Origin of the sequence: Paenalcaligenes hominis, from assembly GCF_011927625.1 — a bacterium.
In the GTDB taxonomy this organism is placed as follows: Bacteria; Pseudomonadota; Gammaproteobacteria; order Burkholderiales; family Burkholderiaceae_B; genus Paenalcaligenes; species Paenalcaligenes hominis.
Map to the genome: position 1 here is coordinate 772,731 of NZ_JAATIZ010000001.1, position 26,289 is coordinate 799,019.

At 43.0% G+C, this 26,289-nt stretch carries 22 protein-coding genes and 1 pseudogene; 4 read left to right on the plus strand and 19 right to left on the minus strand.

Going from position 1 to position 26,289, the window contains the following annotated elements; all coding sequences use genetic code 11:
* Window positions 1-58 precede the first annotated feature (58 nt).
* The 5 genes from GGR41_RS03735 to rph form a co-directional block, all read right to left on the minus strand.
* Window positions 59-364 carry a hypothetical protein gene (locus GGR41_RS03735; protein ID WP_167660119.1) on the minus strand — a complete coding sequence of 102 codons (306 nt, stop codon included), beginning with the start codon at window positions 362-364 and terminating at the stop codon, window positions 59-61.
* Window positions 365-556: 192 nt separating this feature from the next.
* A complete protein-coding gene (gene glnA / locus GGR41_RS03740; RefSeq protein WP_167660690.1) occupies window positions 557-1,972 on the minus strand; it encodes a type I glutamate--ammonia ligase in 1,416 nt (471 codons plus the stop codon).
* A gap of 111 nt (window positions 1,973-2,083) precedes the next feature.
* Window positions 2,084-3,286, minus strand: coding sequence for a radical SAM family heme chaperone HemW (gene hemW, locus GGR41_RS03745; protein WP_167660691.1), 1,203 nt, complete (start codon window positions 3,284-3,286; stop codon window positions 2,084-2,086).
* The gene (rdgB, locus tag GGR41_RS03750; RefSeq protein WP_167660692.1) at window positions 3,283-3,888 is read right to left on the minus strand and encodes an RdgB/HAM1 family non-canonical purine NTP pyrophosphatase; all 606 of its coding nucleotides are present in this window, start codon (window positions 3,886-3,888) and stop codon (window positions 3,283-3,285) included. Before rdgB ends, hemW begins: the two co-directional genes overlap by 4 nt.
* A gap of 4 nt (window positions 3,889-3,892) precedes the next feature.
* Window positions 3,893-4,660 carry a ribonuclease PH gene (rph, locus tag GGR41_RS03755; protein WP_167660693.1) on the minus strand — a complete coding sequence of 256 codons (768 nt, stop codon included), beginning with the start codon at window positions 4,658-4,660 and terminating at the stop codon, window positions 3,893-3,895.
* Between the two features lie 84 nt (window positions 4,661-4,744).
* Between rph and GGR41_RS03760 the strand changes: the two genes are divergently transcribed.
* Together GGR41_RS03760 and GGR41_RS03765 are read left to right on the plus strand one after the other, a co-directional pair.
* Window positions 4,745-5,671 (plus strand): YicC/YloC family endoribonuclease, encoded by a 927-nt coding sequence (locus GGR41_RS03760; protein WP_167660694.1) that lies wholly within the window; start codon window positions 4,745-4,747, stop codon window positions 5,669-5,671.
* Window positions 5,672-5,898: 227 nt separating this feature from the next.
* A pseudogene (locus tag GGR41_RS03765) lies at window positions 5,899-6,126 on the plus strand (JAB domain-containing protein); the annotation flags it as partial.
* A gap of 19 nt (window positions 6,127-6,145) precedes the next feature.
* Here GGR41_RS03765 and GGR41_RS03770 read toward each other — a convergent pair.
* From GGR41_RS03770 to GGR41_RS03815, 10 genes are all read right to left on the minus strand, one after another.
* The gene (locus GGR41_RS03770; protein WP_167660695.1) at window positions 6,146-7,552 is read right to left on the minus strand and encodes a reverse transcriptase domain-containing protein; all 1,407 of its coding nucleotides are present in this window, start codon (window positions 7,550-7,552) and stop codon (window positions 6,146-6,148) included.
* A 549-nt stretch (window positions 7,553-8,101) separates the two neighbouring features.
* Complete coding sequence (locus tag GGR41_RS03775; RefSeq protein ID WP_167660696.1) at window positions 8,102-11,146, minus strand: type I restriction endonuclease subunit R; 3,045 nt, start codon at window positions 11,144-11,146, stop codon at window positions 8,102-8,104.
* A 9-nt stretch (window positions 11,147-11,155) separates the two neighbouring features.
* Window positions 11,156-12,301 carry a DUF4268 domain-containing protein gene (locus tag GGR41_RS03780; RefSeq protein WP_167660697.1) on the minus strand — a complete coding sequence of 382 codons (1,146 nt, stop codon included), beginning with the start codon at window positions 12,299-12,301 and terminating at the stop codon, window positions 11,156-11,158.
* A 2-nt stretch (window positions 12,302-12,303) separates the two neighbouring features.
* Entirely contained in the window at window positions 12,304-13,650 is a 1,347-nt protein-coding gene (locus GGR41_RS13235) for a restriction endonuclease subunit S (protein ID WP_209279722.1), read from the minus strand.
* Window positions 13,647-16,043 carry a type I restriction-modification system subunit M gene (locus tag GGR41_RS03790; protein ID WP_167660698.1) on the minus strand — a complete coding sequence of 799 codons (2,397 nt, stop codon included), beginning with the start codon at window positions 16,041-16,043 and terminating at the stop codon, window positions 13,647-13,649. The genes GGR41_RS13235 and GGR41_RS03790 overlap by 4 nt, the downstream gene beginning before the upstream one ends.
* Window positions 16,044-16,214: 171 nt before the next feature.
* Entirely contained in the window at window positions 16,215-17,138 is a 924-nt protein-coding gene (locus GGR41_RS03795; protein WP_167660699.1) for a GIY-YIG nuclease family protein, read from the minus strand.
* Window positions 17,139-17,189: 51 nt separating this feature from the next.
* Window positions 17,190-17,789 (minus strand): YagK/YfjJ domain-containing protein, encoded by a 600-nt coding sequence (locus GGR41_RS03800; RefSeq protein ID WP_167660700.1) that lies wholly within the window; start codon window positions 17,787-17,789, stop codon window positions 17,190-17,192.
* Between the two features lie 307 nt (window positions 17,790-18,096).
* Window positions 18,097-19,428 carry an MFS transporter gene (locus tag GGR41_RS03805; protein ID WP_167660701.1) on the minus strand — a complete coding sequence of 444 codons (1,332 nt, stop codon included), beginning with the start codon at window positions 19,426-19,428 and terminating at the stop codon, window positions 18,097-18,099.
* A gap of 75 nt (window positions 19,429-19,503) precedes the next feature.
* Window positions 19,504-20,622, minus strand: coding sequence for an aromatic ring-hydroxylating oxygenase subunit alpha (locus tag GGR41_RS03810; RefSeq protein ID WP_167660702.1), 1,119 nt, complete (start codon window positions 20,620-20,622; stop codon window positions 19,504-19,506).
* A gap of 34 nt (window positions 20,623-20,656) precedes the next feature.
* Window positions 20,657-21,616, minus strand: a complete 960-nt coding sequence (locus tag GGR41_RS03815) for a PDR/VanB family oxidoreductase (protein ID WP_209279723.1) — start codon at window positions 21,614-21,616, stop codon at window positions 20,657-20,659.
* A 172-nt stretch (window positions 21,617-21,788) separates the two neighbouring features.
* Here GGR41_RS03815 and GGR41_RS03820 point away from each other — a divergent pair, with 172 nt between their 5' ends.
* Window positions 21,789-22,250 carry a MarR family winged helix-turn-helix transcriptional regulator gene (locus GGR41_RS03820; RefSeq protein ID WP_167660703.1) on the plus strand — a complete coding sequence of 154 codons (462 nt, stop codon included), beginning with the start codon at window positions 21,789-21,791 and terminating at the stop codon, window positions 22,248-22,250.
* A gap of 108 nt (window positions 22,251-22,358) precedes the next feature.
* Here the strand turns inward: GGR41_RS03820 and GGR41_RS03825 are convergent, their stop codons facing one another.
* From GGR41_RS03825 to GGR41_RS03835, 3 genes are all read right to left on the minus strand, one after another.
* A complete protein-coding gene (locus tag GGR41_RS03825; protein WP_167660704.1) occupies window positions 22,359-22,958 on the minus strand; it encodes a DUF4276 family protein in 600 nt (199 codons plus the stop codon).
* Window positions 22,952-24,058: an AAA family ATPase gene (locus GGR41_RS03830; RefSeq protein WP_167660705.1), complete on the minus strand. Its 1,107-nt coding sequence runs from the start codon at window positions 24,056-24,058 to the stop codon at window positions 22,952-22,954. Before GGR41_RS03830 ends, GGR41_RS03825 begins: the two co-directional genes overlap by 7 nt.
* 70 nt (window positions 24,059-24,128) lie before the next feature.
* Window positions 24,129-24,425 (minus strand): SH3 domain-containing protein, encoded by a 297-nt coding sequence (locus tag GGR41_RS03835; protein WP_167660706.1) that lies wholly within the window; start codon window positions 24,423-24,425, stop codon window positions 24,129-24,131.
* 234 nt (window positions 24,426-24,659) lie between these two features.
* Between GGR41_RS03835 and GGR41_RS03840 the strand changes: the two genes are divergently transcribed.
* The gene (locus GGR41_RS03840; RefSeq protein ID WP_167660707.1) at window positions 24,660-25,172 is read left to right on the plus strand and encodes a 2,4'-dihydroxyacetophenone dioxygenase family protein; all 513 of its coding nucleotides are present in this window, start codon (window positions 24,660-24,662) and stop codon (window positions 25,170-25,172) included.
* On the opposite strand, the gene GGR41_RS03845 is transcribed toward GGR41_RS03840, so the two are convergent.
* Window positions 25,162-26,208 (minus strand): AraC family transcriptional regulator, encoded by a 1,047-nt coding sequence (locus GGR41_RS03845; protein WP_167660708.1) that lies wholly within the window; start codon window positions 26,206-26,208, stop codon window positions 25,162-25,164. The genes GGR41_RS03840 and GGR41_RS03845 overlap by 11 nt on opposite strands.
* Window positions 26,209-26,289 lie beyond the last annotated feature (81 nt).

Genomic DNA, 26,289 nt, shown 5'->3' on the forward strand with positions numbered 1-26,289 from the left:
CGCCAAGTAATTAATAAAAAACCCGTGTGGTAGGTGGATTCAGTACCACACGGATCGTTTATCGGCCAATACGGATGATCGGCTCAATAATGATGGCAGGGATATTGATACCACTGTATTGACGGTCTGAGTGATGATGACGGCGTGGTGGTGCGTAACGTGCATGAGGTCGGCAGTCTCTTTTTTCTTTATAGCGCCCGTTTTTCTTGAACTCGCGCTTGACTTTGCAGTTGCCATCCCAGTATTCGTATTTGCCTTTACCACCGTAATACCCACGATCATAATTCGAGTGCCATCGATCAGCGCTAGCTGTAAAAGGCACAGCGACTAATGCACAGGCAACTAACCACGCAGGGAATTTCATCTTTTGCTCCTAAAGGTCTTGCTAATACCCCTAGTGTAGCGATGAAAGCCTAAAAAGGTTTGTGGATTTATAACAATGTGTGTGGTGCTACGTTACATTTGCCCTATCATTATGATTTATAAGGCTTGATACCTATAAGTTGGCTAGTTAATTAGGCAGAGCTTATGCTAATTAACTAGCCGTAATACAACTTTAGAGGGTGTAGTACATGTCGAACTCAACCGGATGCGGCGTCATGCGCAGACGGGTGACTTCCTTCATTTTAAGCTCGATATAGGCATCGAGCATTTCATTGCTAAACACCCCACCCCGCGTTAAGAAGTCTCTGTCTTTATCTAACGCCTCTAGGGCTTGCTCTAGACTATGACAAACTGCTGGGATTTTTGCGTCTTCCTCGGGCGGTAAATCGTACAGGTTTTTATCCGCGGCATCGCCTGGATGAATTTTATTTTGAATACCGTCTAGCCCCGCCATTAATAAGGCTGCAAAAGCCAAATACGGGTTTGCCATTGGGTCGGGGAAACGGGCTTCAACACGACGTGCTTTAGGGTTACTGACGTAAGGAATACGAATTGAAGCCGAACGATTACGCGCCGAGTAAGCCAATTTCACGGGGGCCTCGTAATGCGGCACCAAACGTTTGTAGGAATTGGTGGTGGGGTTTGTAATGGCGTTAAGGGCGTGCGCATGACGAATGAGACCACCAATGTAATACAAAGCGGTTTCCGACAGCCCACCGTAACCATCGCCTGCAAACACGTTGGTACCGTTTTTCCAGATGGATTGATGTACATGCATGCCTGAACCGCTATCGCCAATTACCGGCTTTGGCATAAAGGTAGCTGTTTTTCCATAGACATGGGCTACGTTATGAACGGTGTATTTAAGAATCTGATTCCAATCAGCGCGCTGCACTAAAGTAGCAAAACGGGTACCAATTTCTAATTGACCCGACGAAGCGACCTCGGCATGATGCACCTCGACAGGAACGCCCTGTTGCTCCAAAAGCAAACACATTTCAGAGCGTAAATCGTGATGATGGTCTACAGGCGGTACAGGCGCATAGCCCTTTTGATGACCAGGACGAACCCCAGTGTTTTGTTTATGGCTGTATTTTTTACCACTGGCCCACGGCGCGGTGTCGGATTCAATTTTGACAAAGTTTCCAGATGGGTTATCGTCCCAACGGATCCCATCGAAAACAAAGAACTCGGGCTCTGGACCAAAAAACGCGGTATCGCCAATGCCGGTAGACTGTAAATACACCTCGGCACGTTTGGCGATGGAACGGGGGTCGCGATCATAGCCGTTTAAATCGGCGGGATCGACCACATCACAACTGATAATGAGTGTGGATTCCTCGCGGAAAGGATCAAAGCGCACCGTAGATAAATCGGGCATCAACAACATGTCAGACGCTTCAATGCCTTTCCAGCCTGGCATGGACGAACCATCAAAAGGAATACCTGACTCGATGAGGTCTTCATCGAAACGGTGAGCAGGAATGGTTAAGTGGTGTTCACGACCTAAGGTGTCGGTATATCGAAAATCCACAAAAGCAATGTCGTTATCAGTAATCCGGCTAAGGATTTCATCAGCGCTAGACATGAAGGCTCCATATAGTTAAGCAAAACGCGGTAATACCCAACGATTACCTTTTTATTATGTTAAAGCATTCTATTTAGGTTGCGTAGATTTTTCTAAGAGATAACCCGCGCCTTAATCCAAAAAGAGCTCTTGGACATCCGTTAAAAACCGCCACCCGAGATCTGTGGTGCGAATACGAGAAGGATGCGGATCAATTAACCCCTTTTCTATGGCCTTGCGTATGGTGGGCGTAATTTTAGTTAAGGCTTGTCCGGTGCGCTCTTCGAAATACTCGGCTGGCACCCCATCACGTAAGCGCAAGGCATTCAACATAAACTCAAAGGGCAAATCGTCCGCATCGACGAGTTTATGTTCAGCAAGATGGCTGCCTTGTCGCAGCACGGCTTGCTCCATCCAGTTTTCTGGGTTGCGAGTGCGCGATTGACGCAAAATGCGATCAGGGAAAGACAGTTTGCTGTGGGCGCCAGGGCCGATACCTAGGTAATCACCGAACTCCCAGTAATTACGATTGTGTTCGGCTTGGAAACCCGGCTTCGCATAAGCAGAGACCTCATAGTGCTCGTACCCGTATTCAGCCGTCAACTCGATAATGGCATCTTGCATTAAGGCACTTTCGTCGTCGGTAGGTAAAGGCGGTGGGTATTTGGCAAAGACCGTATTAGGCTCTAGGGTTAGGTGATACAAAGACAAATGCTTAGTATCAAAACTTAGCGCCGTATGGATATCGCTTAGTGCATTGGCGACGGACTGCTGTGGCAACGCATACATAATATCCAGATTGACGCGCTCTACGGCATCCAGCGCATAGCCAATGGCTGCCTTGGCCTGTTGGCTATCGTGAATTCGTCCTAATGCTTTTAATGCCTGATCGTTGAAGCTTTGTATGCCTAAAGACAACCTATTCACACCCGCCGCACTATAGCCCTGAAACTTTTGAGCCTCGACGGTGCCGGGGTTGGCCTCGAGCGTAATTTCAGCGGTAGGTAAAAGCGGTAAATACGCGCGCACCATGCTGAGCATGTCAGTCAGAGCCCCTGTGCTTAATAAGCTAGGGGTACCGCCACCAATAAATACCGACACAATTGGCCGACCCCAAATTAATGGTAAGGCCTGCTCGAGATCGGCACGCAGCGCATCAAGGTATTGCGCCTCGGGTAACACCTGAGGGGTTTTATGTGAATTGAAATCACAATAGGGGCACTTGCGCACACACCAAGGCACATGAATATACAAAGCCAATGGTGGCAAACTAGTCAGTAAACTGTTTTTTACTGTGCTGCCAGCACGAATGCGAACGTGGGGTAAATCTATCATTCAGAATGAACCGCCTTGAGCTGCTTAACCAACACCGCTAACGCTTGAGCGCGATGACTATACGTGTTTTTTTCAGCAGGACTAAGCTCTGCCGCGGTACGCTGTCGCTCGGGCACATAAAATAATGGATCGTAACCAAAGCCATGCTCGCCTGCGGCCTGACGCGCGACCTCGCCCCACCATACCCCTTCGGCAATTAACGGGCGCGGATCCGTCGGGCTGTTTACATAGACCAGCACCGATACAAAACACGCTTTACGATTGGACTGCTGACTTAGATTTTTCAATAACAACGCATTATTTGCGGCATCACCCTGTCCTGCGTCATGCAGCGCCGCATAACGCGCGGAATACACCCCGGGGGCGCCGTCTAAGGCCATGACACATAATCCGGAATCATCAGCCACTGCAGGCAGACCCGTTTGAGCACTGGCATGACGTGCTTTGGCGAGCGCATTTTCCACAAAAGTATCAAAAGGCTCTTCGGCCTCGGTTACGCCAAGCTCACCCTGAGGAATAATACTCAGCTGTAAAGGTTCAAATAAAGCTTGAAATTCAGCAAGCTTACCCTTGTTGTTCGAGGCTAAGACAATGTTTTGCATACGATTAATAATGGATTTGATGAGCTTGAAGTAACTGGGCCTGAGCGTGCATGAGCTCTAGCGCCCCTTTTTCTGCATAGTCCAATAATTGGTTAAGTTGGTGACGACTAAAGACTTGGCCTTCGGCTGTGCCTTGGATTTCGATCATTTTGAGTGCATCGGCGTGTACAGCTTGACTAGAAAGCACCACATTTACATCTGCACCACAGCTAGAGTCTTCGATGTAATCCAAGTCTAAGATGGCTTGGTTTTGGCTAAGGCCGACAGACACAGCGGCGACTTGGCTTGTAATAACCGGTTGGTCGGCAACCAGAGCACCCTGTTGTTTTAGATGGGCAACCGCTAAGGCAGCAGCCACCCATGCGCCAGTAATGCTGGCGCAACGTGTACCGCCATCGGCTTGAAGCACATCGCAATCAAGGTGGATAGTGCGCTCGCCTAGGGCTTCTAGATTAAATGCTGCGCGTAAACTACGACCAATAAGACGTTGAATTTCCTGCGTACGCCCACTTTGTTTACCACGCACGGCCTCGCGATCTGAGCGAGTATGTGTAGAACGCGGCAGCATGCTGTATTCGGCTGTTACCCAGCCCTTGCCCTGCCCACGCATAAATGAGGGTACTTTTTCAAGTACGCTGGCATTACATAACACGTGGGTATCACCCATCTTGACCAATACGGAGCCCTCGGCATATTTACTGATGCCCAATTCAAACTGAAGCGGACGCAAAGCATCGGCGGCACGCCCATTAAAACGCTGCATAACTGTCATAAAAACCCCTTAAACCTCTAGTGTACTACGAGCTATGCTCTAGCCTACAATAGATCATCCGCGCCTAAAAAGATAAGGAACAGTATGATTCGCAGCATGACCGCATTTGCTAATGCCCGCACAGAGCTAGACGCTGGCACCATCACTATGGAACTCCGTAGTGTGAATAACCGTTATTTAGATGTACAGCTTCGCCTGCCTGAAGAGCTACGCTTTAGCGAAGCCCCGATCCGAGAAATACTCGGTCAGCGTTTACAGCGCGGAAAAGTAGAGCTACGTGTTAATTTTCAACGGGCTTTTACGGCTAAAGCCCAACTTATTCACCCCGATTTATTGCAGCAGCTGGCTAAACAATTACAGCAAACGCGTGAAGTGATCGCCGATGTGCCTGCACCCCGACTAGGCGAAATTATTGCCCTAAGCCAACAAGAACAAGGTCTAGATCACGAGGTCTGGCTACCCGTCCTACTGCACAATTTGAACTCTGCCTTAGATGACCTCGATGCTTCTAAAGAACGTGAAGGCTTGCGCTTAGCCACCACAATGCTTGAGACCGCTCAACAAATGACTGAGTTGGTGGATTTTGTAGAGCAACATTTGCCCGAGCTATTAATTGAGCATCAAAACAAAATAACTCAACGCTTAACTGAAGCCTTAACTGCTATTAGCCCCGAAGGCTTTGCGCAAATTACCGGCACCGAGCTATCGACACGTATTGCGCAAGAGTCCTCATTATTTTCTTTACGTATTGATGTGGCCGAGGAAATAACCCGTTTGCGTTCGCATATCCAAGAGCTATCCGTCATATTAGCGCCTGAAACAAAACCCGCCAAACACGGTAAAACCCGTGCGGGCAGCATTGGCAAACGCCTTGATTTTCTCTTTCAGGAAATGAACCGCGAAGCCAACACTTTAGGCTCTAAAGCGGGCTCTATCGAGGTCACGCGCACCGCCATAGATTTAAAGCTGCTGATAGAACAGTTGCGTGAGCAGGCGCAGAATATTGAGTGATGGCTACGGTAAGCTAAGCACTACTCTACCCATACAGTATAAACGCCACCCTAAAAGGTGGCATTTTTTACGTCTAAAGGAAATGATCGTGCGTTATCACAAAATGAAAGCCTGCCCCACGTCTGGCCTGTACCTGCTGGAGTCCAACGTGCTTTCGGCAGCGGATATCTTAACAATGGCGAATCAGCTCGCTAAAACGTCTAGGTAAAGGCCGCAGCTTCACCCAAGCCCCTGTTCACCCTAGAGAAGTGGTTAAGCTGGCTTTAAAACGCAATGCGGCTGCCATTATCATGACCCACAACCACCCATCGGGAGACCCTACGCCCAGTCAGGCAGACATTGAACTGACGAAGCAGCTACGGGATGCGTTGGCTTTGGTGGATGTAAGGGTATTGGATCATATTGTGGTAGGAATGGAGGGGTGTGAGTCGTTTGCGGAGAAAGGGTTTATTTGAACAAACAACTTTGAGCGTTTTATTCTAAGTTTCGCTTAACTCTTTTCTCAGCTTGATCAATTAGGCGGTGTATTCTCTGATCAACTTTTATTATCTGCCTATATATTCTCTTACTTGAGGTTATCTGACTGGCTCTTTCCATATACTTAAAGAAACCTAGCCGAGGAGCTCCTTTAGGGAGAACAGGAGGACTTTCATGAACTTTTTTTCCATAAGCATCACCATAGCCTAATGTAGTTAGACGGGCATAAAGCTGTCGTTTTTTCAGTGGGGTGCCACTTTTCATGGCGGCTATCTCCGCTCTTTTAATAGCTCTTTTGGCTTTAATCATAAATCTAGAGATCGTAGAGGAGCGAACCGCAATTGAGCTCCCGCAAAAATCAAACCCAAGGTAAGGGATCACAGAAACCTCACCGTTTTTTACATTTCTAACCTCGAGTTTCTTGCTTGATCTATTTTCATAAACTAATAAGCGCTGTGTTTTGCTTTGTTGAATACTTAACTTGAGCCTATTCAATTTTCTAACTAGAGCAATCTCAGCGTATACCCCTTTTCCTGCTGGAACTATTAGCAAAATATCATCACTATATCTTTGGTATTGCCCTCCCAACATGCGAAGATATCTTGCAAGAACTCGATCCGTCTCTAGCATATAAACGTTGGCTAACACTGCACTGATTGGTAAGCCTTGTGGGATTCCTTTACGTATATCACTCCCACTTTCTTTTTTAATATCGCTTACTAGTATCGATAAAGGTTTTAATTCAGGAACAACTTTTTCCCTGAAGATTGGAGGGCAGCATATAGCTGTGCCATTCTTTCCTCTTCTACGACGTACACTCCCACCAAACAGATTTCGTAGCTTAGGCAAACCAATACCATAACTTTGTGTGCATGCCTTAAAAACAGCATAGTGATCAGCCTCTAGTCGTTTAACTCCTAACAGTTGTTGCCAAGAGCGCTTTAGCTGAATAGGATCCATGTTGTCGAAAAACCCTTTGACGTCCAAAGCAATTACTTCACAACTCCCTAGCTCTTTTATAGTCTCAAAGGCTTCAGATGCAAAATTAATATTGCTTTTTTTAGGATAAAAGGATCTATAGGCCAAGACTGATTGATCGCAAATCGGATCTTTTTTATATCTATCCTCTAAAGATTCAGATAATTTCTTTGCATAATAAGTGTAGATATGACTATCACTGTGCGCTGCATATGCGATAGGTCTGTATTTTATATTTATTTTTCTGTGAGAGCTATTTTCAACTTTTTTTCTTGAAATAGACTTAATAGGACTAACGATTAAAGGCCAAAAAGCATGACGGGAAACCCTACCAGGGTTCTCAACAAGAGCTTTAGCTTCTTTTTTTGAAAGTGCCTTATCAAAATGAGCGTAGTTTCTTTGTCTATACCAATCTTTATTATTCATTCTCATATATCCGATGGCGCAAGGTTGAGCCCCCCTTGCTCGCCGCCACCGCCAGGCGAAGCCTCTTACAGCATTCACCGACCAGATGCTCAAGCTTTAAGCTCCAGTCTACAAGACAAGATATGGCTTTGTCTTGGGCTCAGTTTTTACCATAGTGTATATTGATTATGTATTGCTAATATCGCTATACGCTCTCATTAGCGTGGTGAGCTCACCACGGAAATGTGGAGTATCCCTAACATCCAGATGGATTAGTTTACTAAGTATTCTTAGTGCCCTTCCTCTTGACATAGGAGTAATCAATAAGCCATTTAGATCATTTCTTAACAAAAAATATCTAAAAGTACCCATAGGTTACCCCAGACTAAAGATCAAATCAAATATCCAACCTCACATTCATAACTTGTTGTAATAGCTCCAACGGATAGCATGGATTACCTATTATTTCTATCAGTCATTGGGATCATTCACAATAAAATAAATACCAGAGGCTTTATACGTAGCCATGTCTTAATGTTCTATGATCCCTCCCTTTCTTTAACTTGCAAACTACCCCAACACATTCTGCAAGCTCTGCCCTAATGATGCTTTAAATGCAGCATCACTCGCAAACAAGCGATAGAACTCAAGGTCATTACGGCGGCGATCTAGCATAATCTCGTTTAGAATTCGCTCAAAAGCAAGACGACGATTTTGGGCGTCCGGCTCTTCCTGATACTTCACTTTAAAATCGGGATGAGATTTTATGCTTTCAGTCAAGCTCACGAATTTGACTCGCTGCTCTTCAGGTGTAGCACTCCACCCTTGGAACCAACGCTCATTAAAGTGGCGAATAATGTTATCTAAAGCGTCTTTTTCTTCGTCTACATTATGAGCTCCACGGGGATTTGGATTCAGAGGGTTTAACTCGCCTTCCTCTTCTTGTAAATGAATTGAATGGTTTAATTTAACGCGCTCTAAACCATAAGAAGCCAAATCTACAGACTCTAAAAGAGCATCGACGGCATCTTTTTCTTTATCCCTTACGTGTAGTTTAGGAATGAGGAACTTGAGTAGCCAAAATAGCTTTTCCCATTCGATTATTTCGTAAGGAATAATCGCTGCCATTTGACCGTAAATTTTCACAAACTGCTTGGCTTTCACTTTGAAGTCAATTTTTTCTTCGTCATTTAATCCCAGTTCTTCATTGAATCGATAAGCCACCGTGTCAATAATTGGACTCAGTGCTTGGGCATCTACTCCATCAAAATATAAACGATTAAATGCTTCAACCTCTTCCCACTCATACACTCCTACATCACCAAGCATATCTTTTAGCTCATGCAATACGTTAACGTCTGTAGGCTCAGTTAATGAGGTAGCGGTGTAAAAAGGATCGAAAGCGGCTTCTATATCTTCTACCGTATTAAAAAAATCCAAGATAAATAGATCTTCCGTTTTTTTACCGTACTTAGGTGCAGAGCGATTAAGCCTAGAGAGGGCTTGTACAGCCAATACACCAGAGAGCTTTTTATCAACGTACATGGCACAAAGCTTAGGTTGATCAAATCCCGTGAGGTATTTGTTAGCTACCACAAGTAAACGATATTCATCCGTATCAAACTGCTCACTGGTTTCAGATTCAGCGAAGCCATTCAAGCTTGCTTCAGTATAGGTGATGCCATCAACAACTTTCTCGCCTGAAAACGCAATTAACACCTTAAAAGGATCAGACTTGCTCGCTAAACTACGTTTTATGGCTAAGTAATAACGAATCGCAGACTCAATATTTTGTGTGATCACCATCCCTTTAGCTTTGCCATGTAGCTTTTTACTATTGATAATTTGAGGAATAAAGTGATCCAGCATGATTTCTGCTTTAACGTTAATCGTTTGCTGACTGCCCTCAACATAAGCCCGTAATTTTTTTTGTGCTTTTTTACTATCAAATAATGGATTGTCTTGGATGGATTTTTGAATTTCGTAATACGACTTATAGGTAGTGTAGTTCGCTAAGACATCTAAAATAAAGCCTTCCTCTATAGCCTGCTTCATGGAGTACAAATGAAAAGGCTGAAAGCTGCCATCAGGTTGCTTAACTCCAAACTTTTCTAAAGTGGTGTTTTTAGGGGTTGCTGTAAACGCAAAATACGAGGCGTTGTCGCGCATTTTGCGTGATTGCATTGCAGACAAAATCTTATCTTGTGGGTCGATGTCCTCATCGTGCTCTTCTCTACCCATAGCACGATTCATGTTGTCATGTGCAGAGCCGCTTTGAGAACTATGAGCCTCATCAATAATTACTGCAAAACGCTTATCACTCAGATCACTAATCCCATCAATAATAAAAGGAAACTTCTGGATAGTAGTAATAATGATCTTTTTTCCTGTCTCTAGAGCTTTGCGTAGATCTGCTGAAGTGTGTGCAGGGGCAATGATATTTTTCACCTCAGAAAAATCGCGTATATTTTCGCGTAGTTGCTTATCTAGCAAACGACGATCCGTGACTACAATGACCGAGTCAAACAACGGGCTATCAATATCTTTTGCCCCCGTCAGCTGTGGGCTAATGGGGTAAGTTTCAATCAACTGATAAGCAGCCCATGTGATCGAGTTTGACTTACCAGAACCAGCTGAGTGCTGAATGAGATAGGTGTGTCCTGTTCCATGATGAGCAGCATGATCAATCAGCTTTCTTACTACATCTAACTGATGATACCTTGGGAAAAACAATGTACGCTTGCTCAAGATATCTGTAGGCTTACCATCCAAGCGTACAAAATGCTGGATTAAATTTGCTAAGCTATTTTTTGTGAACACCTCTTCCCAAAGGTATGCTGTTTTATGTCCGTAAGGGTTAGGTGGATTACCCTTGCCATAATTATTTCCTTTGTTAAATGGCAAGAAAAACGTCTTTGCACCTGCAAGCTTTGTCGTCATGTAGACTTCGTCCGTATCCACCGCCATATGCACTAAGCAACGCGCAAACTGTAGCAATGGCTGATGCGGATCACGGTCATTTTTATACTGCCTTATCCCGTGATAACTAGCAGTTTGGCCTGTCCATGGGTTTTTCAACTCCAAGGTAACCAAGGCAATACCGTTAATAAACAGCACCAGGTCAATTTCTTGTAGTGGGTTTTGTAGAGAGTAACGGACTTGTCGTGTGCAGCTAAAGATGTTAGAGGAAAAACCTTTGATGACCCGTTCGCTACTGCTTGCTAATGGAGCAGGGTACATTAAGTGAAAATGAGCATCGTCAATCGCTAAGCCTTTTTTTAGCATATGAACAATGCCATGCCGTTTAATGAGACGGTCAAAGCGCTCTAGAATTTTTACTTTCCAGTCATGGGGACTATAGCGTTTTATCTTTTCAAGCTCTGAGGCTTGGGTGGACTCTAGAAACTGCCAAAAATAATGCGTATCAATCGCATAGTGAGGATCAAAATTAGCCGCTAAGCCCAGCTCATAGTCTTTACTTACATAATGAACCCTGGGTTCATTAGTCGGTTTCACAGGGCTAGTAGTTGTTCCTATAAGCTCTTCTAAGCAGGTACCTGTTAAATGCTTCTCAATTGTTGCTTCTAAGGCTCGCTCATTCGTCTTACTGACCATCACTCATCCTCACATTTTTTCTATTTGCCCTACCGCTTGTACTGCTCCATCTATCTCTGGCTTAAAGGCATTTTCAAAACGGGTCATGTGTCGTACATGCCACTCTATCCATTCCGACCATTTGTTTTCATTAAAGCTATCGGGCACACGAGAAAAACAAATACGCGACATTTTTCTTCCATCTAAGCGTTGCCAATCTAAGGCTTGCCCAAACCGTTTCTCTATCTGCTCTTTACGGGCATAAAAGTAATCAAACAAAAACTTGCTTTCTTCAGCGGTTCTACGAGCTAATGACATCTCAATCCGTAACTCATTCTTATTAAAAATTAACTGATAGCCACAGCCATTTAAACCAGACCCTGCAGAAAGCCAATGATCTTTACTGGCACTAATATTGTCATAAAGCCTACAGTCACTTTTTTGAAAAGCCTCTAAGACCGCTTCCCAATACGCACGACGTTTTCTATGGCTGTTCCGTACCACAACTTCTATACTTTTTTCTTCGGCTTCCTTAGCGCTCATGCTAATCATTAACTCACTGGCTTCAGGCGTAGGAATAATTTGGTCGATATTAATTAGAAGCTGGTCTGCCAACACGTAAGGAGTGACCTTAAAGCACTGCACACTGATACCTTGCCCCAAGAGCCAGAGTGCCGTACTCGTTACTTCTTTACGAAAATTAGCTGCTACCAACATAATGCGCTGACTATTGCCCAAATTGAGTTTTACCTCGGCTAAATCAGGAGTCTCTAAGAAGTCACAAATGCGAGTGGTTGCATCTAAAGGTGGTTGCTCTGCTGCGTGATAACGCTGCAAGTAATCTTGATAGATCCCCAGTATTTGGGTTTTAGTAAGACTGGCACAGTAGGAAGCGTACTTTAGCGCCTGCCACACCATATCTCGACCGCTGTCATCGAGTTTATTTTCAATAATGACAAGGTTGCCTTCTTTGTCTAAAGCCAACAAATCAAGCCGCTCTCGTGTCTCATTAAAGCCGTCAAATTCTTTTTGTATAATCAACAACTCTTCGCCCAAAGCACTCGGCTTATGCGCCAACCACTCCTGCAAATGCTTCCGCTCTCCTAACTCTAACTCACTGAAGCTTTTGTTTTGCACCGAGCTAATCCGATTGCTCTGCCTATCGACAATAAACATACCTACTCCTCAGCGGCAATCATGTCTGGGGTGATTTTTATCTTGCCCGTTACGGCGCTATTAATAAGGCTGAACTTGTATTCTTGAAGTTTTTTTATTTGCCTTTCTTCAGTCTCAATAGCTAATTTTATCTGTGATCTCATCTGATCTAAGTAATGAGTTATTTCTTCTTGCTCCCTATCTGAAGGAAGCCAAATATAAGTATTTTTTAGAATTGACTGAGTAATGCTATATACCTTAACTCCTTTTACCTGTTTTCTAATTTGATTTCTATACGAAATAGAGTCAAGGCAATACGCTAAATATCGAAAATTAATAGATTTTAATGGCTTGCAAATTATAGTGTGATAACCTGCAAAAACAATGTCATTTGTCACCAACTGTGTGAAGTTACCTGATCCTTCTATATCCTCAGAAGTATCTGCGTAAACAACATCTCCTTTTCTAATTAATGAATTCTTGTTTTTAGCTAAATAATCATTACTAACACACATTAACTTATGCTTTTTCGGATTAACCTCAAAGCCAAACTCTGAATGAACCTCTCCATAACTCACGCATGGTATTCCTTCATCTCTTAGATTCTCTTTAGTAATACTCAAACCTCTATTGAATTTAAAAAAGTTACGGAAGCGTACTGTTTCCCAATGCTCCGGTACTTCCCCAATCCACTCAATACCCGAGTCTTTCATCTTGACAGAGGGATCTAAGCCTTTTGTCACGGCCTGTTGAATAATCACCTTCTGCCGCTCTTTCAATAGCTCAATCTGCTTTTTCTTAATCTCAATAGCTTGGTCAATTTGAGTGGTTTTTTGATTTAGAAATGTGGCAATATTTTTTTGCTCATCTACACCTGCAATAGGAAGCAAAGAGTAACAAAGCTCATCATAACTGATATTTTTCCCCTCTCTAATACCTACAACAGAAGTCTGCAATTCTGATATAAATGCTTTGCTTTTAAAGAGGTATTTATAAAAACCCTGACTAAGGTTAGGTTTTTTTCTTTTTAAAACTGTATAAGCAGGACTAATAATCCCATCACGATGACAATACTCTAAGCCACCTTCAAAAGACCTTAAGCTGATAGCAAAGTCACCTTTTGAGATGAACTTAAAGCTTTCCAAGTTTCCAGAGGGCATTACCATTCGGGTTTCAACCCATGTTCTTGGAACTACACCTTTATCCTGAGTAACCGATAAAAGCTCAGCTTCTGGCTTATTTTTAATAGAAACATCTTCATAAAGATATTTCATTTTCACCACTAGCCAGTGCTCTGGCACTTCCCCAAGCCAATCAACCCCCGACTCCTTATACACCTCATACCGAGGAAAGCTCACTAAACTCTTCACGCCTCTTCCCCTTGTACTGCCTTAATCTCCACTCCCAAAATCTGCGCAATCAAGCCATCAGCCTGCTGCTCTAACGCTAAAATATCTGCCGTGATTTCCTCTAAGTTTCGTAAGGGCTTATGACGGTAGAAATATTTGTTAAAGCTAATCTCATAACCAATACGCACTGAATCTAAATTGATCCAAGCCTCATCTACATGTGGCTTTACCTCAGCCATGAAATAGTCATGAATGCCTTGCTTTAGTGGAATAGACTCACTATCACGCAAATCACTGTTCGACTCATAGGTCTGATACTCATGGGCTTTTCCCGTGGGGTAATAGCCAAAGTCAGGAAGCTGTTCCACAGTGCAGCCTAAGTGATCAAGCAGTTCATCTAACTTATCTCCCTTCAACAACTGACGACGAGCTATCACTTTCTCTGCATTCTCGTCATACCAGCTGACTGCATTTAAAATGCTGTTTTTATCAGAAGCAGACAAACGAAGCTCCAAGGCCTTTAATGCCCCGTCGACGTCTTTTTTAAAGACATTAAAGTCATTGTAAAATTTGTCTCCTATTTGCTGCTGTAATTTCACCGCAGCAGTATATAAGTCGCGCTGCTTAGTCCAATGCTCTACATCGACTAAACGGCGACGTGCGGTAGCGTTTAGCGTGATGCCTTGCCCTTCACACCACGCCTCTAACTCTTTACGTAACGCAGTTAAAAAGGCTTTGTCATACACCTTTTCACCATGAGCTTTATAAGCGTATGCCATTACTTCAGCCAAATTACGATCAAACCGTAAATCAGCAATACGCTCTGTTGTGAATTGAGCACTGCGACGATCTGGGCGCTCTATGGTGACCTTGTAATAACCTAACTCATGATTCTCAAAGACTTGGCTGGCAATGCCTCTAGGCTCTTGTTGCTGGTCTAACTCACGCTCTACCTCTGCCAACTTTTTATAGGTAGCAACGATAGTATCGATATGATCGGAGGTTAACTCACAGTTTTTATTGCCTAAATTTTTACGTAGCTTACTAAATAATAAACTGCCATCAATCAGCTGCACTTTTCCTTGGCGCTCAGGCGTTTTTTTATTACTTAATAACCAAATATAAGTCGTGATTCCTGTGTTGTAAAACAGGTTATTAGGCAGTTGAATAATGGCCTCAAGTAAATCGTTTTCAATTAAATAACGACGAATATTACTTTCACCACTGCCTGCATCACCAGTAAACAAACTAGACCCATTATGAACAGAAGCAATGCGTGAGCCTATTGCACTCGCAACAGGGTCCTTCATCTTGTTGACCATTTCCATCAAGAATAAAAGCTGCCCATCGCTAGAACGTGGTGTTGCATCTACTTCTTCGTGTTCCCCCCAGTAATTTTTAAGCTGTACTTTAAAACGAGGGTCAATAACATCATTACCGCTTTTGATGTACTTTAAATCCGAGTTCCAACTTTTACCGTAAGGGGGGTTGGATAACATGACATCGAACTGCATCCCAGCAAACTCATCTGTGGCCAACGTTGAGCCCATACGAATGTTCTCTGGGTTATTCCCTTTGATCATCATGTCTGACTTACAGATAGCGTAGGTTTCGTCATTAATCTCTTTACCGTACAAATACACATCACGGGTATGATCGGCAGTTTGATATTTCTCTTCGATTAGGTTTTGTGCTTCGGTTAACATCCCACCACTACCACAAACAGGGTCATAGACAGTGATGGTTAAAGGCAGCTGATTAGCAATTGGTTCAAAAACCAGATGCGTCATTAACTCGATAACCTCACGTGGTGTAAAGTGCTCACCTGCCTCTTCGTTATTTTCCTCATTGAAGCGACGAATCAACTCCTCAAACACATAACCCATACCCAAGTTAGACAAAGCGGGCAGAAGGTTACCGTCTGGATCAGCAGTACTTTCAGTAGTGAGATTGATATAAGGAGAAACAAATTTCTCTAACACGTCTAAGAGCACATCACGGCTTGCCATGTGGCGAACTTGAGCCCGTAAATTAAAGCACTCTATGATCTCTTGAACATTAGAGCTAAAACCATTGAGGTAATCCTCAAAGTTAGCTATCAGTATTTGCTGGTTATTACTGGCAGTTTGGTGCAATTTTTTAAGAGTCCAGTCGCTCGTGTTATAAAACACATAACCTGCCTCACGACGCAATGGGTGTTCATCTAGCTCGATTAGCCCCATTTCTTCTTTTTGAAAGCGTACTTCTTCTAATACTTTTTCTTTGGTGCTTTCTAATAACGCATCAAGTCTACGCAAGACTACCATCGGCAAGATAACATCTCTGTACTTACCCCTAACATATACATCGCGTAAACAATCATCTGCAATAGACCAAATAAAAGAAACGAGCTTGTTGTGTACACTTTGATTCATGGGTCTGCTTGGGAGAGAATGAGTTAAAAAATAATTAGTTGCAAGGAGTATAGCCTAACCCTCTCAGTTACTATAGAGGTGCGCGCTATGACTAACAGCAGACTTTAAGAGCCTTCTCCTAACTATTGATCTACTACCATTAAAAAAGCAATGTGACCACTTTCGATAAAACTACTCATCACTTACCTCACCATCAAGCTGCTGCTCTTGCCAAGCACCATATGTTAAAGCTTTTCCCTCAACTACCCAAGACTTGCGCCCATTCGCACTACGCCCTGCCACTACTGCCGCCGCTGCACTGGGGCTAGAAAAAACCGTATCCACAGCAAAAGTACGCTGCCCTGATTCTGTTTTGATCAACGTTTCGCTAGCACAAAGCTGCTCGTAGAGGCTTTCATAACCACCAGCGGTACCTTCCCATCTGGCTCTAGCTGAAGATCCAGCTAATACAACAAACTGACCTTCTATTTCTTTGGCCTGCGCTTTAATGCCTTTGGTGGGCATAGCAAAGGTAAATAAAGGAGATTCCGCTGGTATGTTTGTTGTTTTATGGTGTTCGTTTATCTCGTTGACTGGGCTGCGCAAATAGTCAAAACCTAACACCGGCAAGATAGTACGCAACTGCTCCATAAAAAACGCCATATCTGCCTGATCTGACTCGGGCAAATTGACGTACTCATGAGCCGTTCCATTTTCTAACTGACACAATCCGCTTTGACTTACACTTCGTATAAGCTGGCTTTCTAAATATTTAGCATGGGCTTTAGTTAGGTTTTGATCTTTGCTTGTGACGAGCCAGACATGCTCCCAAAAGTCCTTGCCACCTGATTCCTGTGTTCGATTATGCTGCTTGAGCCTGACACTAACATCATCACTCTCACCGATATACACTAAAGGCAGCGCCCCGCCTTCAGGGTCACTACCCACTAAAAAATAGATACCCGTTCGTTTGCTTTCTGGACGTTGCACCAGCTCTGATAGTTTGGTTCTAGGGCCTGTTAGCACATGCCCTGTCCAATTCATAATTTCTGCGGTCAATAAACCTTTAGGTGAACCGTCTACTAAAAAGAGTCGAATGCTGCGTCCTTGTGACATGCTTGATTTCCTCCAAGTAAAGCCACAAAGTAACACAATATTTCAAACGAGTTATGAGTGTAGTCTGGGACGGCCTAAACGATGGGTTCTAGGCTTGTAACCACCCTGCCTATACGAACGATAAGCTTTACCTGCCGCATCGCGCCTAACAGGCTTTCCTTCCTCTTCTTTTACCAAATGCCTCAAAGCCTCTTTCAGGTTAGCTTTACCTTGTGAGTCATCATACAAAACCATACCTACAGCAAACACCCGATAGGTAGATTTATTCATATTAGCGCTGTAGTAACTACCTAACCCTCGTGTAATCGTATCTACCCAGTACTCACCTAAAGCCTGCGCTAACAAGTAATCGTTCTTTACTTTTTGTCCATCAAAAAAGAACACCACATGGTAATGCCAACGCCTATCCACTCCGTACTCTAGCTTTGCTGCATAGGTGATGTAATGGTTAAAGAGCTGATTAAAACGCAGGTTATTACGTAGTCGAATAAATGCCTCGTTCATATATTCGTAAGTGTTGACATCAGCATACTCATTTCCGATGTACAGATCTAAGCGCACTACAAGGAGCTTAGAGTAGTCATTAAAGAGCTGATCAATAAAGTGATGAAGTCTCTCTTGATTAGAACGATTGTAATTTCGTGTAGCCATCGCTATACCTCTATGGTGATTCATTGATAGGTATAGGCCTTAGATGAAACAGTAAGAAAGTAAGGGGGTATGTTGAGAACACCCCCTACTACTACGATTACCCTTGCTTCTTAATTTAATAGCATCTAAAACCTAAAGTGATGAACCTAAGCCCAGTTAAGAGCCAATCCAAAATACCCCATCAGGTAAAAGGAAAAATCAAAGGTGATTGGTGTTTTAAACTACACACTTAGGTTCATATACTTAGAGGCGAGACGTAAAAAAATAGGCTCCATAAAGGAGCCTGTAAAGTAATAAACAGGTGTTCCTATGCGGGTTGTGGAACTACCGAAGAAGCAGGCCTACGTTGTAATAAAAAAATGGCAAGAGCAGCTAATAAAAAAGCAACTGCATATAGAGTAAACAACTGTTCTGGGCTCCAATTAGCATCAATAAGTCCGCCAGCAACCAACGGGGATAAAATAGCTCCGGATCGTCCAATACCAATAGCCCAACCTAATCCTGTTACACGCTGCGTGACACTGTAAATGCTAGGGGTAATAGAATAAAGCCCCGCTACACATCCATTAACAAAAACACCTAAAGCTAAAGCAGTCAGAAACGCCAAGTGTAAATTACTAGTTAAGCTGACAAAGATGCTCATCAAAATAGCACTAATAATGAAGTAAATGATTAGCAAGCGAGACAAACGATACTTAGCAGCTAAGAATCCGATTAGAGATGTTCCTACAATTCCACCTACATTAAGCAATACACCACCAGTAATACCTTGTTGAGTAGATAAGCCAGCTGTTACTAACAGTTTAGGTGTCCAACTCATGACAAAATAAAAAGTGAACATGATCATGAAGAAAGCCACCCAAATTAATAAGGTAGAAGCCGCCAGCCCTGATGAAAATAAGCTTCCAACTTTATTAGTGTTAGGTGCTAGCTCCGAGCTAGAGACATCTGGGAGCCTATCAAATAACTGTAGCCCAACCTTAGAGTGAATTAAGTTCACCTTTTTAAGAGCATCTTTAGGGCGTTTCGACATTAAAAAGTCTAAAGACTCGGGCAACCAAACAAATAGAATCGGAAGAGTAATGAGTGTTACTATGCCGCCGTAGAAAAAAACCGGCCTCCAACCTAAACTAGGGATAATCTGAGCCGCAATTAACCCTCCAATGGTTGCGCCCAACGCATAGGCAGTTGCTTGCAGACTAATTGCTAGACCACGCCAGCGATCTGAGGCATATTCTCCCGCTATCACATAACTACTAGCAAGAATTCCGCCTATCCCAAGCCCAGTCAATAAGCGGAGAGCACCTAGCTGCATCGCCGACTGTGCATATGCTGAAGCCAACATGCCGCAGCCAGTAATAGCGATACATACCATAATCAAAGGACGGCGTCCTATATGATCGGCCCAGGGGGCTATGATTAAAGACCCTAAAGCCATTCCTATCAACCCAGCACTTAATAAGTAACCTAGTTGTACTCCTCCTAGCCCCCATTCATTGGACACGGAGGATGCAGTAAAAGCCATGACTAAAACATCAAAGCCATCCAGCATATTAATTAAGAAGCACAAGGAAATAACAAACCATTGAAACGTACTCATTGGTCTTTGACTCATGCCCATAGCGACTGAAGATTTCATTTTTGTCTCCTTTATGTGGGTGTAAGCAAAGTGATCTGTTTTCAGTACCCACTTTGCCTATCTTTCTTAAATCGCTTAGACGGTTTCAGTCTCTAAGACTTTGTCTTGATTAGACTCAGATTGAATCATCTCTTTTTTTTCGCATAGTCTGTCAATAATTCGACGGGCACGATTAGCTCCTACATCTACATGGATATCAATCACAGGCTTAGGTCCAAACCGCAGCATATTTTGATACTGTTTTTCAATTATTTCCTTATCCTCGTCAAAAGTGAGTTGAGTTTGCTCAACTACCTTATTTTTTATTTCCTCAACATTGTTGGTAGGATTTGTAGCCATGGTCCAAAAATAATGACAGGTAGTTTCCGTTTCAGGGGTAATGCCATGAAAGCCTCTCATATGGAAACCTCCTCGCTCAGGATCATTCAAATCCGCAGTATTATGATCAACTGCACCTGTCCAAATCAATTGGTGTGTGACACGAAAATCAATTTCTTGCCAACGATCTACATTACCGTGAAAAGTATAAGCGGCCGTATACGTGGATGGTGGCTCTGAGTTAGGCATATAGCGAATAACTCTTACATTATCACCCTCACTTTCCACTTTCATTTCCGCATTCATGTGAATTTTGGCATTTCCACCAATGGTGTGTGGATGCACATAAGCCAAATGGCTTAAATCTAATAAGTTGTCATGAATTAGCTGATATGGAGCGTTGTAATAGTAAACACCTCCACCGTAGACATATTGTGGATCGCTGTGCACAAAATAAGATGGCGCATCGCAAGCAGGAGCTACATGTTGATCTTGGCCAAACCAAATCCAAATCAAACCATCACGTTCTTGGACATGATACGCAGCCACTTTAGCTTTAGATGGAATTTTTTCTTGGCCCGGAATTTCAATACATTTCCCATCTTGATTAAATAGTAAACCATGGTAGCCACACCGTAACCCACTGCTTTCCACCATACCACTGGAAAGAGGTAATGCACGATGACAGCACCGATCCTCTAGTGCAGCAACAGTCCCGTCACCCATTCTAAAAAGCACAATAGGTTTTTCCAATAAAGTACGTCCAATAGGCTGATCTTTCAATTCAGAGGAAAGAGCGGCTACATACCACTGATTAAGAGGAAATTTACTTTTTTCTGATACGTCTCGTTTAACTTCTACTGTCGCGATAGTCATTATCATCTCCTTAGCATTAAGTCTGATTTATGTTTTAAAGATCAAGTAATAAGCTTGGGCTTTTTGCTCTTGAACAACATGGAGTAAAGCAGTTGCCTGCCGCCTTTTCATCGTCTGTCAGAAAATGATCTCTATGATCAGGGTCGCCACTTAACACACCAGTCACACAGCTACCACAAATTCCTTGCTCACAAGACACAGGAATGTCGATCCCCGCTTCATCCAGTACTTCAAAAACCGTCTTATTAGCAGGTATTTGGTAAGTCTTTCCGGTACTCGCAATTTGTACCTCAAAAATTTGGTCACCTTGTTGGGGCGAAGTCTCTGCTGCAAAATACTCCTTATGTATGTTTGAACTTGGCCAGTGATTTTTATGAGCAACTTCTAATACATAATCCATAAAGCCTGTCGGTCCACATGTATAAAGGTGAGTCTCTAAGCCTGGCTTTTTCAAAATATTAGCTATTTCAGAGCGACTATCTGTTTCTATATGAAGATGAACAGAAGGTGCTAACCCCTCAGAAACCAATAGATTCATAAAGGCAACATGTGCTTGTGAGCGACAAAAATAATGAAGCTCAAAGTTTTCTTTTTTTCTTGCAAGTTCTTGAGCCATGCAGATCAAAGGAGTAATACCTATGCCACCAGCTAGTAATACATGTAAATCTGCCAGAGGGGCTAACTCAAATAGGTTTTTAGGAGGACTAGCTCTCAATGAGAACCCTTCTATTAATTGATCGTGCACTATCTGTGACCCACCTCTAGAGTCTTTTTCACGTTGAACGGCAATGGAGTACTTATCTGTGGATGGTGTGGCAGGATGACACAATGAGTATTGACGAATTAAACCATTAGGTAGATGAAGGTCAATATGAGCACCCGGTTCGAAGGTGGGCAGTTCCCCACCTTCAGCTGAAACCAAATCCAAACAGATTATGTCCTCGGCCTCTTGCGCTCTTCGTGAGACAATAAGATTTAAAATATTTATATCCATAGCTGTACAACCCTAGCTTTGCCAATGCAGTTATCATTAAATACACTAAGTGATAGCTAAAGACTCGTTTCTAAGCTTTAACTAGTCAATTAGTTGACTTGCCAACGATCCAACTATAAAAACAATAAGTTGATGTATCAACTAATGTTTACCCTAATATATTTCATAACCTATGACTTCAACAAAAAAACTAGATCTTGAGCGTTACACTCCTGCTCTACTTACTTTCATCGCCAATAAGCTTTCTTCGGGCTCTTCACAGCTGTACAGAGAGCGGTTTAATATTGGTATTGTTGAATGGCGTGTTTTATCTATGCTTGTAGTAGAAAGCCATATTCCTGCACAACGTGTTTGTCAGGTTATTGGCTTAGATAAAAGCGCTGTGAGCAAGTCAGTTCAAACATTACTAACGGCAGGTTATATACAGTCAGAGCCAGATAAAAAAGATGCCAGAAAGCAATGCCTAAGCCTTACGACTGAAGGCTATCGTTTGCATGATGAAATTTTTGAGATTGCTCAGGAAAGAGAGCGACGACTTCTACAAACGTTAACTCCTGATGAAAGAGAGATTTTTATCGATATTCTCAACCGCCTGCATAGCCAGATTGACTATGTAAACGAATATAGGCCTTAAGAAAACATTGTTTGGATACTGTGGTCATAACTTACCTTTGCACAGTAAAAAACAGGCTCCTTTACGGAGCCTATAAATAAATTAATTCCCAGCTAAAGATGAGTTCAACTATTGAGCCAAAGACTCTAAGCTGACTAGCCACGCATTAAAACCTGCACATTGATGACGCAAGGCCTCAATGCCTATCTCTTGGGCAATGTTAGGGCCATGAGTTGTTTTTCTATAGTTCGTTTTTTGTAGCAAGCGTTTTGATGGTGCCGTTTCGGTACTATCGTTTATTGTCTCTGGGTTGTTATGGAACTGGCTCAATACCGCTTGAGCCCAACTCATTACACTATCGCCATTCAAGTGTGCAGCGATTGCCTCTGGGGAAGTAAACAACAAGCCCTCAAACTCATACATCTGTACATAAGGAATAAGTTTAGCTTGAACGTTGGAATGAGCGTGTTGTTTAATCTTGTCCTCAAGCGAGACTTTGGTTTCACCTATTGCTCTGCCTTGAAAACCATAAAAATCATAAAACGTAGTCACATAACTAAAGCTACTTGCCATCCGTTTAAGTTCAGAGCGAATGCGATCTAGGTTGATCCCACCACCTACAGAGATTGGTGTGACATACACCTGTTTAGCTGCCAGATAAGGAGCTAACACCATTTTTATAAAACGTTCTTCGGTGGCACCTTCTACAGAAATTCCAACTCTTACCATTCTGGGCGACCTCCGATAAGATTCTTGTTCCAAATATCGCCCATGCCATAGTCTGCTAGCCACTCACTTAAAGACTCAGGCTGTAGTCTAGAAAAGTCGGAAACGCCTTGACGTTGGTCGACCACAATGAAATCCTCTGGCGCGAAGTGATTTGCAAAGGTGACAGACTGTGTAGAGCAAATCACTTGTGTGGTTTTAGAGGTGGCCTTGATAATTTCAGCGAGCACCTCAAGTGCCGCGGGATGTAAACCCAGCTCAGGCTCGTCTAAAATAATGGTATCGGGTCTAAGTTCATCGGGCTGCAAAAACAGCGTAGCCATGCAAATAAAACGCGCCGTGCCATCCGATAGCTGATTAGCGGAGAATGGTGTCTCACTCTCTCGATGTGTCCATCTTAGAAGTAAAGACTCATCCCCAGCACGCCCCTGGGGTAGTAAGTAAAAATCATGAAAAAAAGGCGCTACCGTCTGAATCGCTGTAATGATGTCTTGATAGCTAGCTGGGTAATGCTCCCGTAAAAACAATAAGAAAGGAGCTAGGTTCGCGGCATCAGAATACAAGTACGTATTAGCACTGAGTTTTTGCGCTTGCTTAAAGGCTGCTGTAGCACTCGTATCATGGAAGTGATAAACACGGCAATTCTGTAAATAATCCAGCGTGTACTTTCTCACTGGTTTGCTATCTGCATCTGCATTAGGCAGAAGTCCACTTTCTCCTAAACTACCTTTCACATAAAAATGTTTGTTTGACTGGGCATAGGTACAGTATTCCTCTTCAAACACTAAAGCGTCATTGGCTTCGCCGTGTACAAACTTAACATGGTAGCTATTGTTATTGACCGTTAGATCAATCATGATCCTTTCGGTTTGCTTAGAGCCAAAATGAAAAAAGACGTTAGCAAATCCATTTTTTTCCACGTAGGTTTGTAGCTTTCCTTCGGAAAGATGACGTAGAAAGGTGAAAAGCGAGATGAAATTTGACTTTCCTGAGCCATTCGCCCCTATGAGTATATTGATAGGGTTCATGGCTAAGTCCAGCTCTTTAATCGACTTAAAGCCCTGAACTTGCACCCGCTTAAGATGTGTTGAAATCTCTGACATGCATCTACCTGTAAATGACGATTAGCTAGCTACAAATAATTATTATAAAGCACAGTGACTCTCACTCATTTTAATGCTGCAATCGTATACGGTCATGGTACAAATACCCCACCTGCCCTGTTGGCGTACAGACCTGCCACCAGTTACCTTTTTGCTCAAAGGTATAAAACGGCTCGTTATCAAAGAGCTTTTCAATAACGTTGCTTTTAGCATTAGGCTGAGCCCGTACATTGCTGTAGCCGTCTTTGTCTTGAATGACAGCGGTAGCGGTAAACTTTGGGGCTTGGCAGGCTTGGGGACGTTCTGAAGCATTTGGAAAATTAGCATCAATGTCAATACGATACGGTACGAACTCTCGTACCTGCAAATAACCATCGGCTAATAAATTACGCTCTACACCTGCAATAGTCGCATGAGCATTAGTAATAACTACACGGAGGTCTGGGTCACAGGCTAACTCACTGCAAAAAACGGATAATTGCGCATGCGTATTATGGCTATTTTTGTTAGACCCTTGTCTTTACACTAAATATTGAGCTGAGTAAGTCATAGACTGTAAAACTTATTGTAAAACAAGTGTTTGATAATAAAGGAAAATTGGATGAGACAAAATACTGATAGCTATATTACTCTTGAAAAGCGTTTAGATGAGATACGTGCAAAATTTGCACCGGAAGAAGGCTATTTAGATGCTTCTGAGCAGACCTCTCCTTGGATACCCATGAACGATATTGTTTCCTTGCGGCATCTAAGTTTTGATATTCGTAATAACGTCTCTGTGCATATTATGAGAGCTACCCAGGGAGGAGCCTTAGGCCGCCATCGACATCGAGCCCCAGTGATGGGTTATGTGTTATCTGGTAGTCTTTATTATAAAGAATACGATTGGGTGGCTACGGCCGGATCGTATTTTAATGAGGCACCAGGGCGAGCGCATACTTTAATGACAGACACAGGAATGGAAACTCTGTTTCAGCTAGGGACGCCGGTTGAGTTTTTAGATGAAAATGATCGTATTATTGAAATAGTCGATGTGTTTTGGATGATAGATCATTACCTTACATACTGTGAGAAGCATAATCTTCCTATTAATGAAGCACTCTTTATTCGTTAATTGTGGATTTGGCTGTTTTGGTGGGCTTCTGTCCGGTGTCTTTTGGAAGCTCGCCAAAACGCTGCTGATAATAAAAAGAAAAGCGGCCTAAATGCTCAAAACCATGTGCTAATGCAAGCTCTGTAATACTTTTTTTGGGGTTTGATAAAAGCGCTTGCCGAATGGCATCAAGCCTGACTGTGCGTAGCCACGTCATGGGTGACATGCCTATCTGTTGATGGCACATCACATTTAAGGTGCGAGTGCTGACCCCGGCAACTCTGGCTAAATCGGCTAGCGTTATTTTTTCCGTAAAATGAGCTTGTACGTAGCGCTTTAGTTGTATTAAACGATTTTGATTAATGTCGGTTGTAATACTGGTATGGTTTTGCTTAGGCCACAGTGGCGTAGTTTCTGTTTGGTCTACGCTGGGCTGATGGCTTAGTAAAAACAATGCAATATTGGTCTCAAAATGGCGAAGCCAAACTGAGTTTAGTCCTTTTTTCCCATATAAACTTGGCAGCATGATTAGTTGCTGAAGTAGTGCGTGCCATTGCTGGGTGATTTGAGGTTGTATTTTATAAGCAGGACGTAAATTTGAGGTGTTTTGGGGGCGAAGGTGGGGTGATACCCATGCCTGGTCTAAACAGCTGATTAGGTGATGAGGAATTTTTAAAAGCAATTGCTCACATCCCAATTGCCATAATGTTTGTACTTTTTCTTTTGGGGTGACAATAACGGTTTCCCCTGGTTTGGCTATAACCGACACCCCATCGCTTATTATTTCTGTTGTACCGCGCAAGGGAATCTGCACTAAGCTGAACCCTTGAAACTTTGTAGCTTGAATTTCTACCTCTGCCCCATAGCCCAACACCATCATGCTTATCTGTTCGAGGTTATAGCGAAAAAGTCGAGTGTTTACTTTACCTTTACGCCATTCCAATTCATGACCTGAAATGCTGTGGCTAAGCTCTTGATGAGATTTAACCGCGGATCGGGACTGGATAATTGGGTATGAGTAAATAGGCGATACATCAAGCGCAAGCTGTGTCTGCATAAAGTCTATCCCTTATCTTAGATTTAACCTCTACTAAGAGCATGATAGAGTTTTTCTAATAGACGCTATAGATGGACTTAC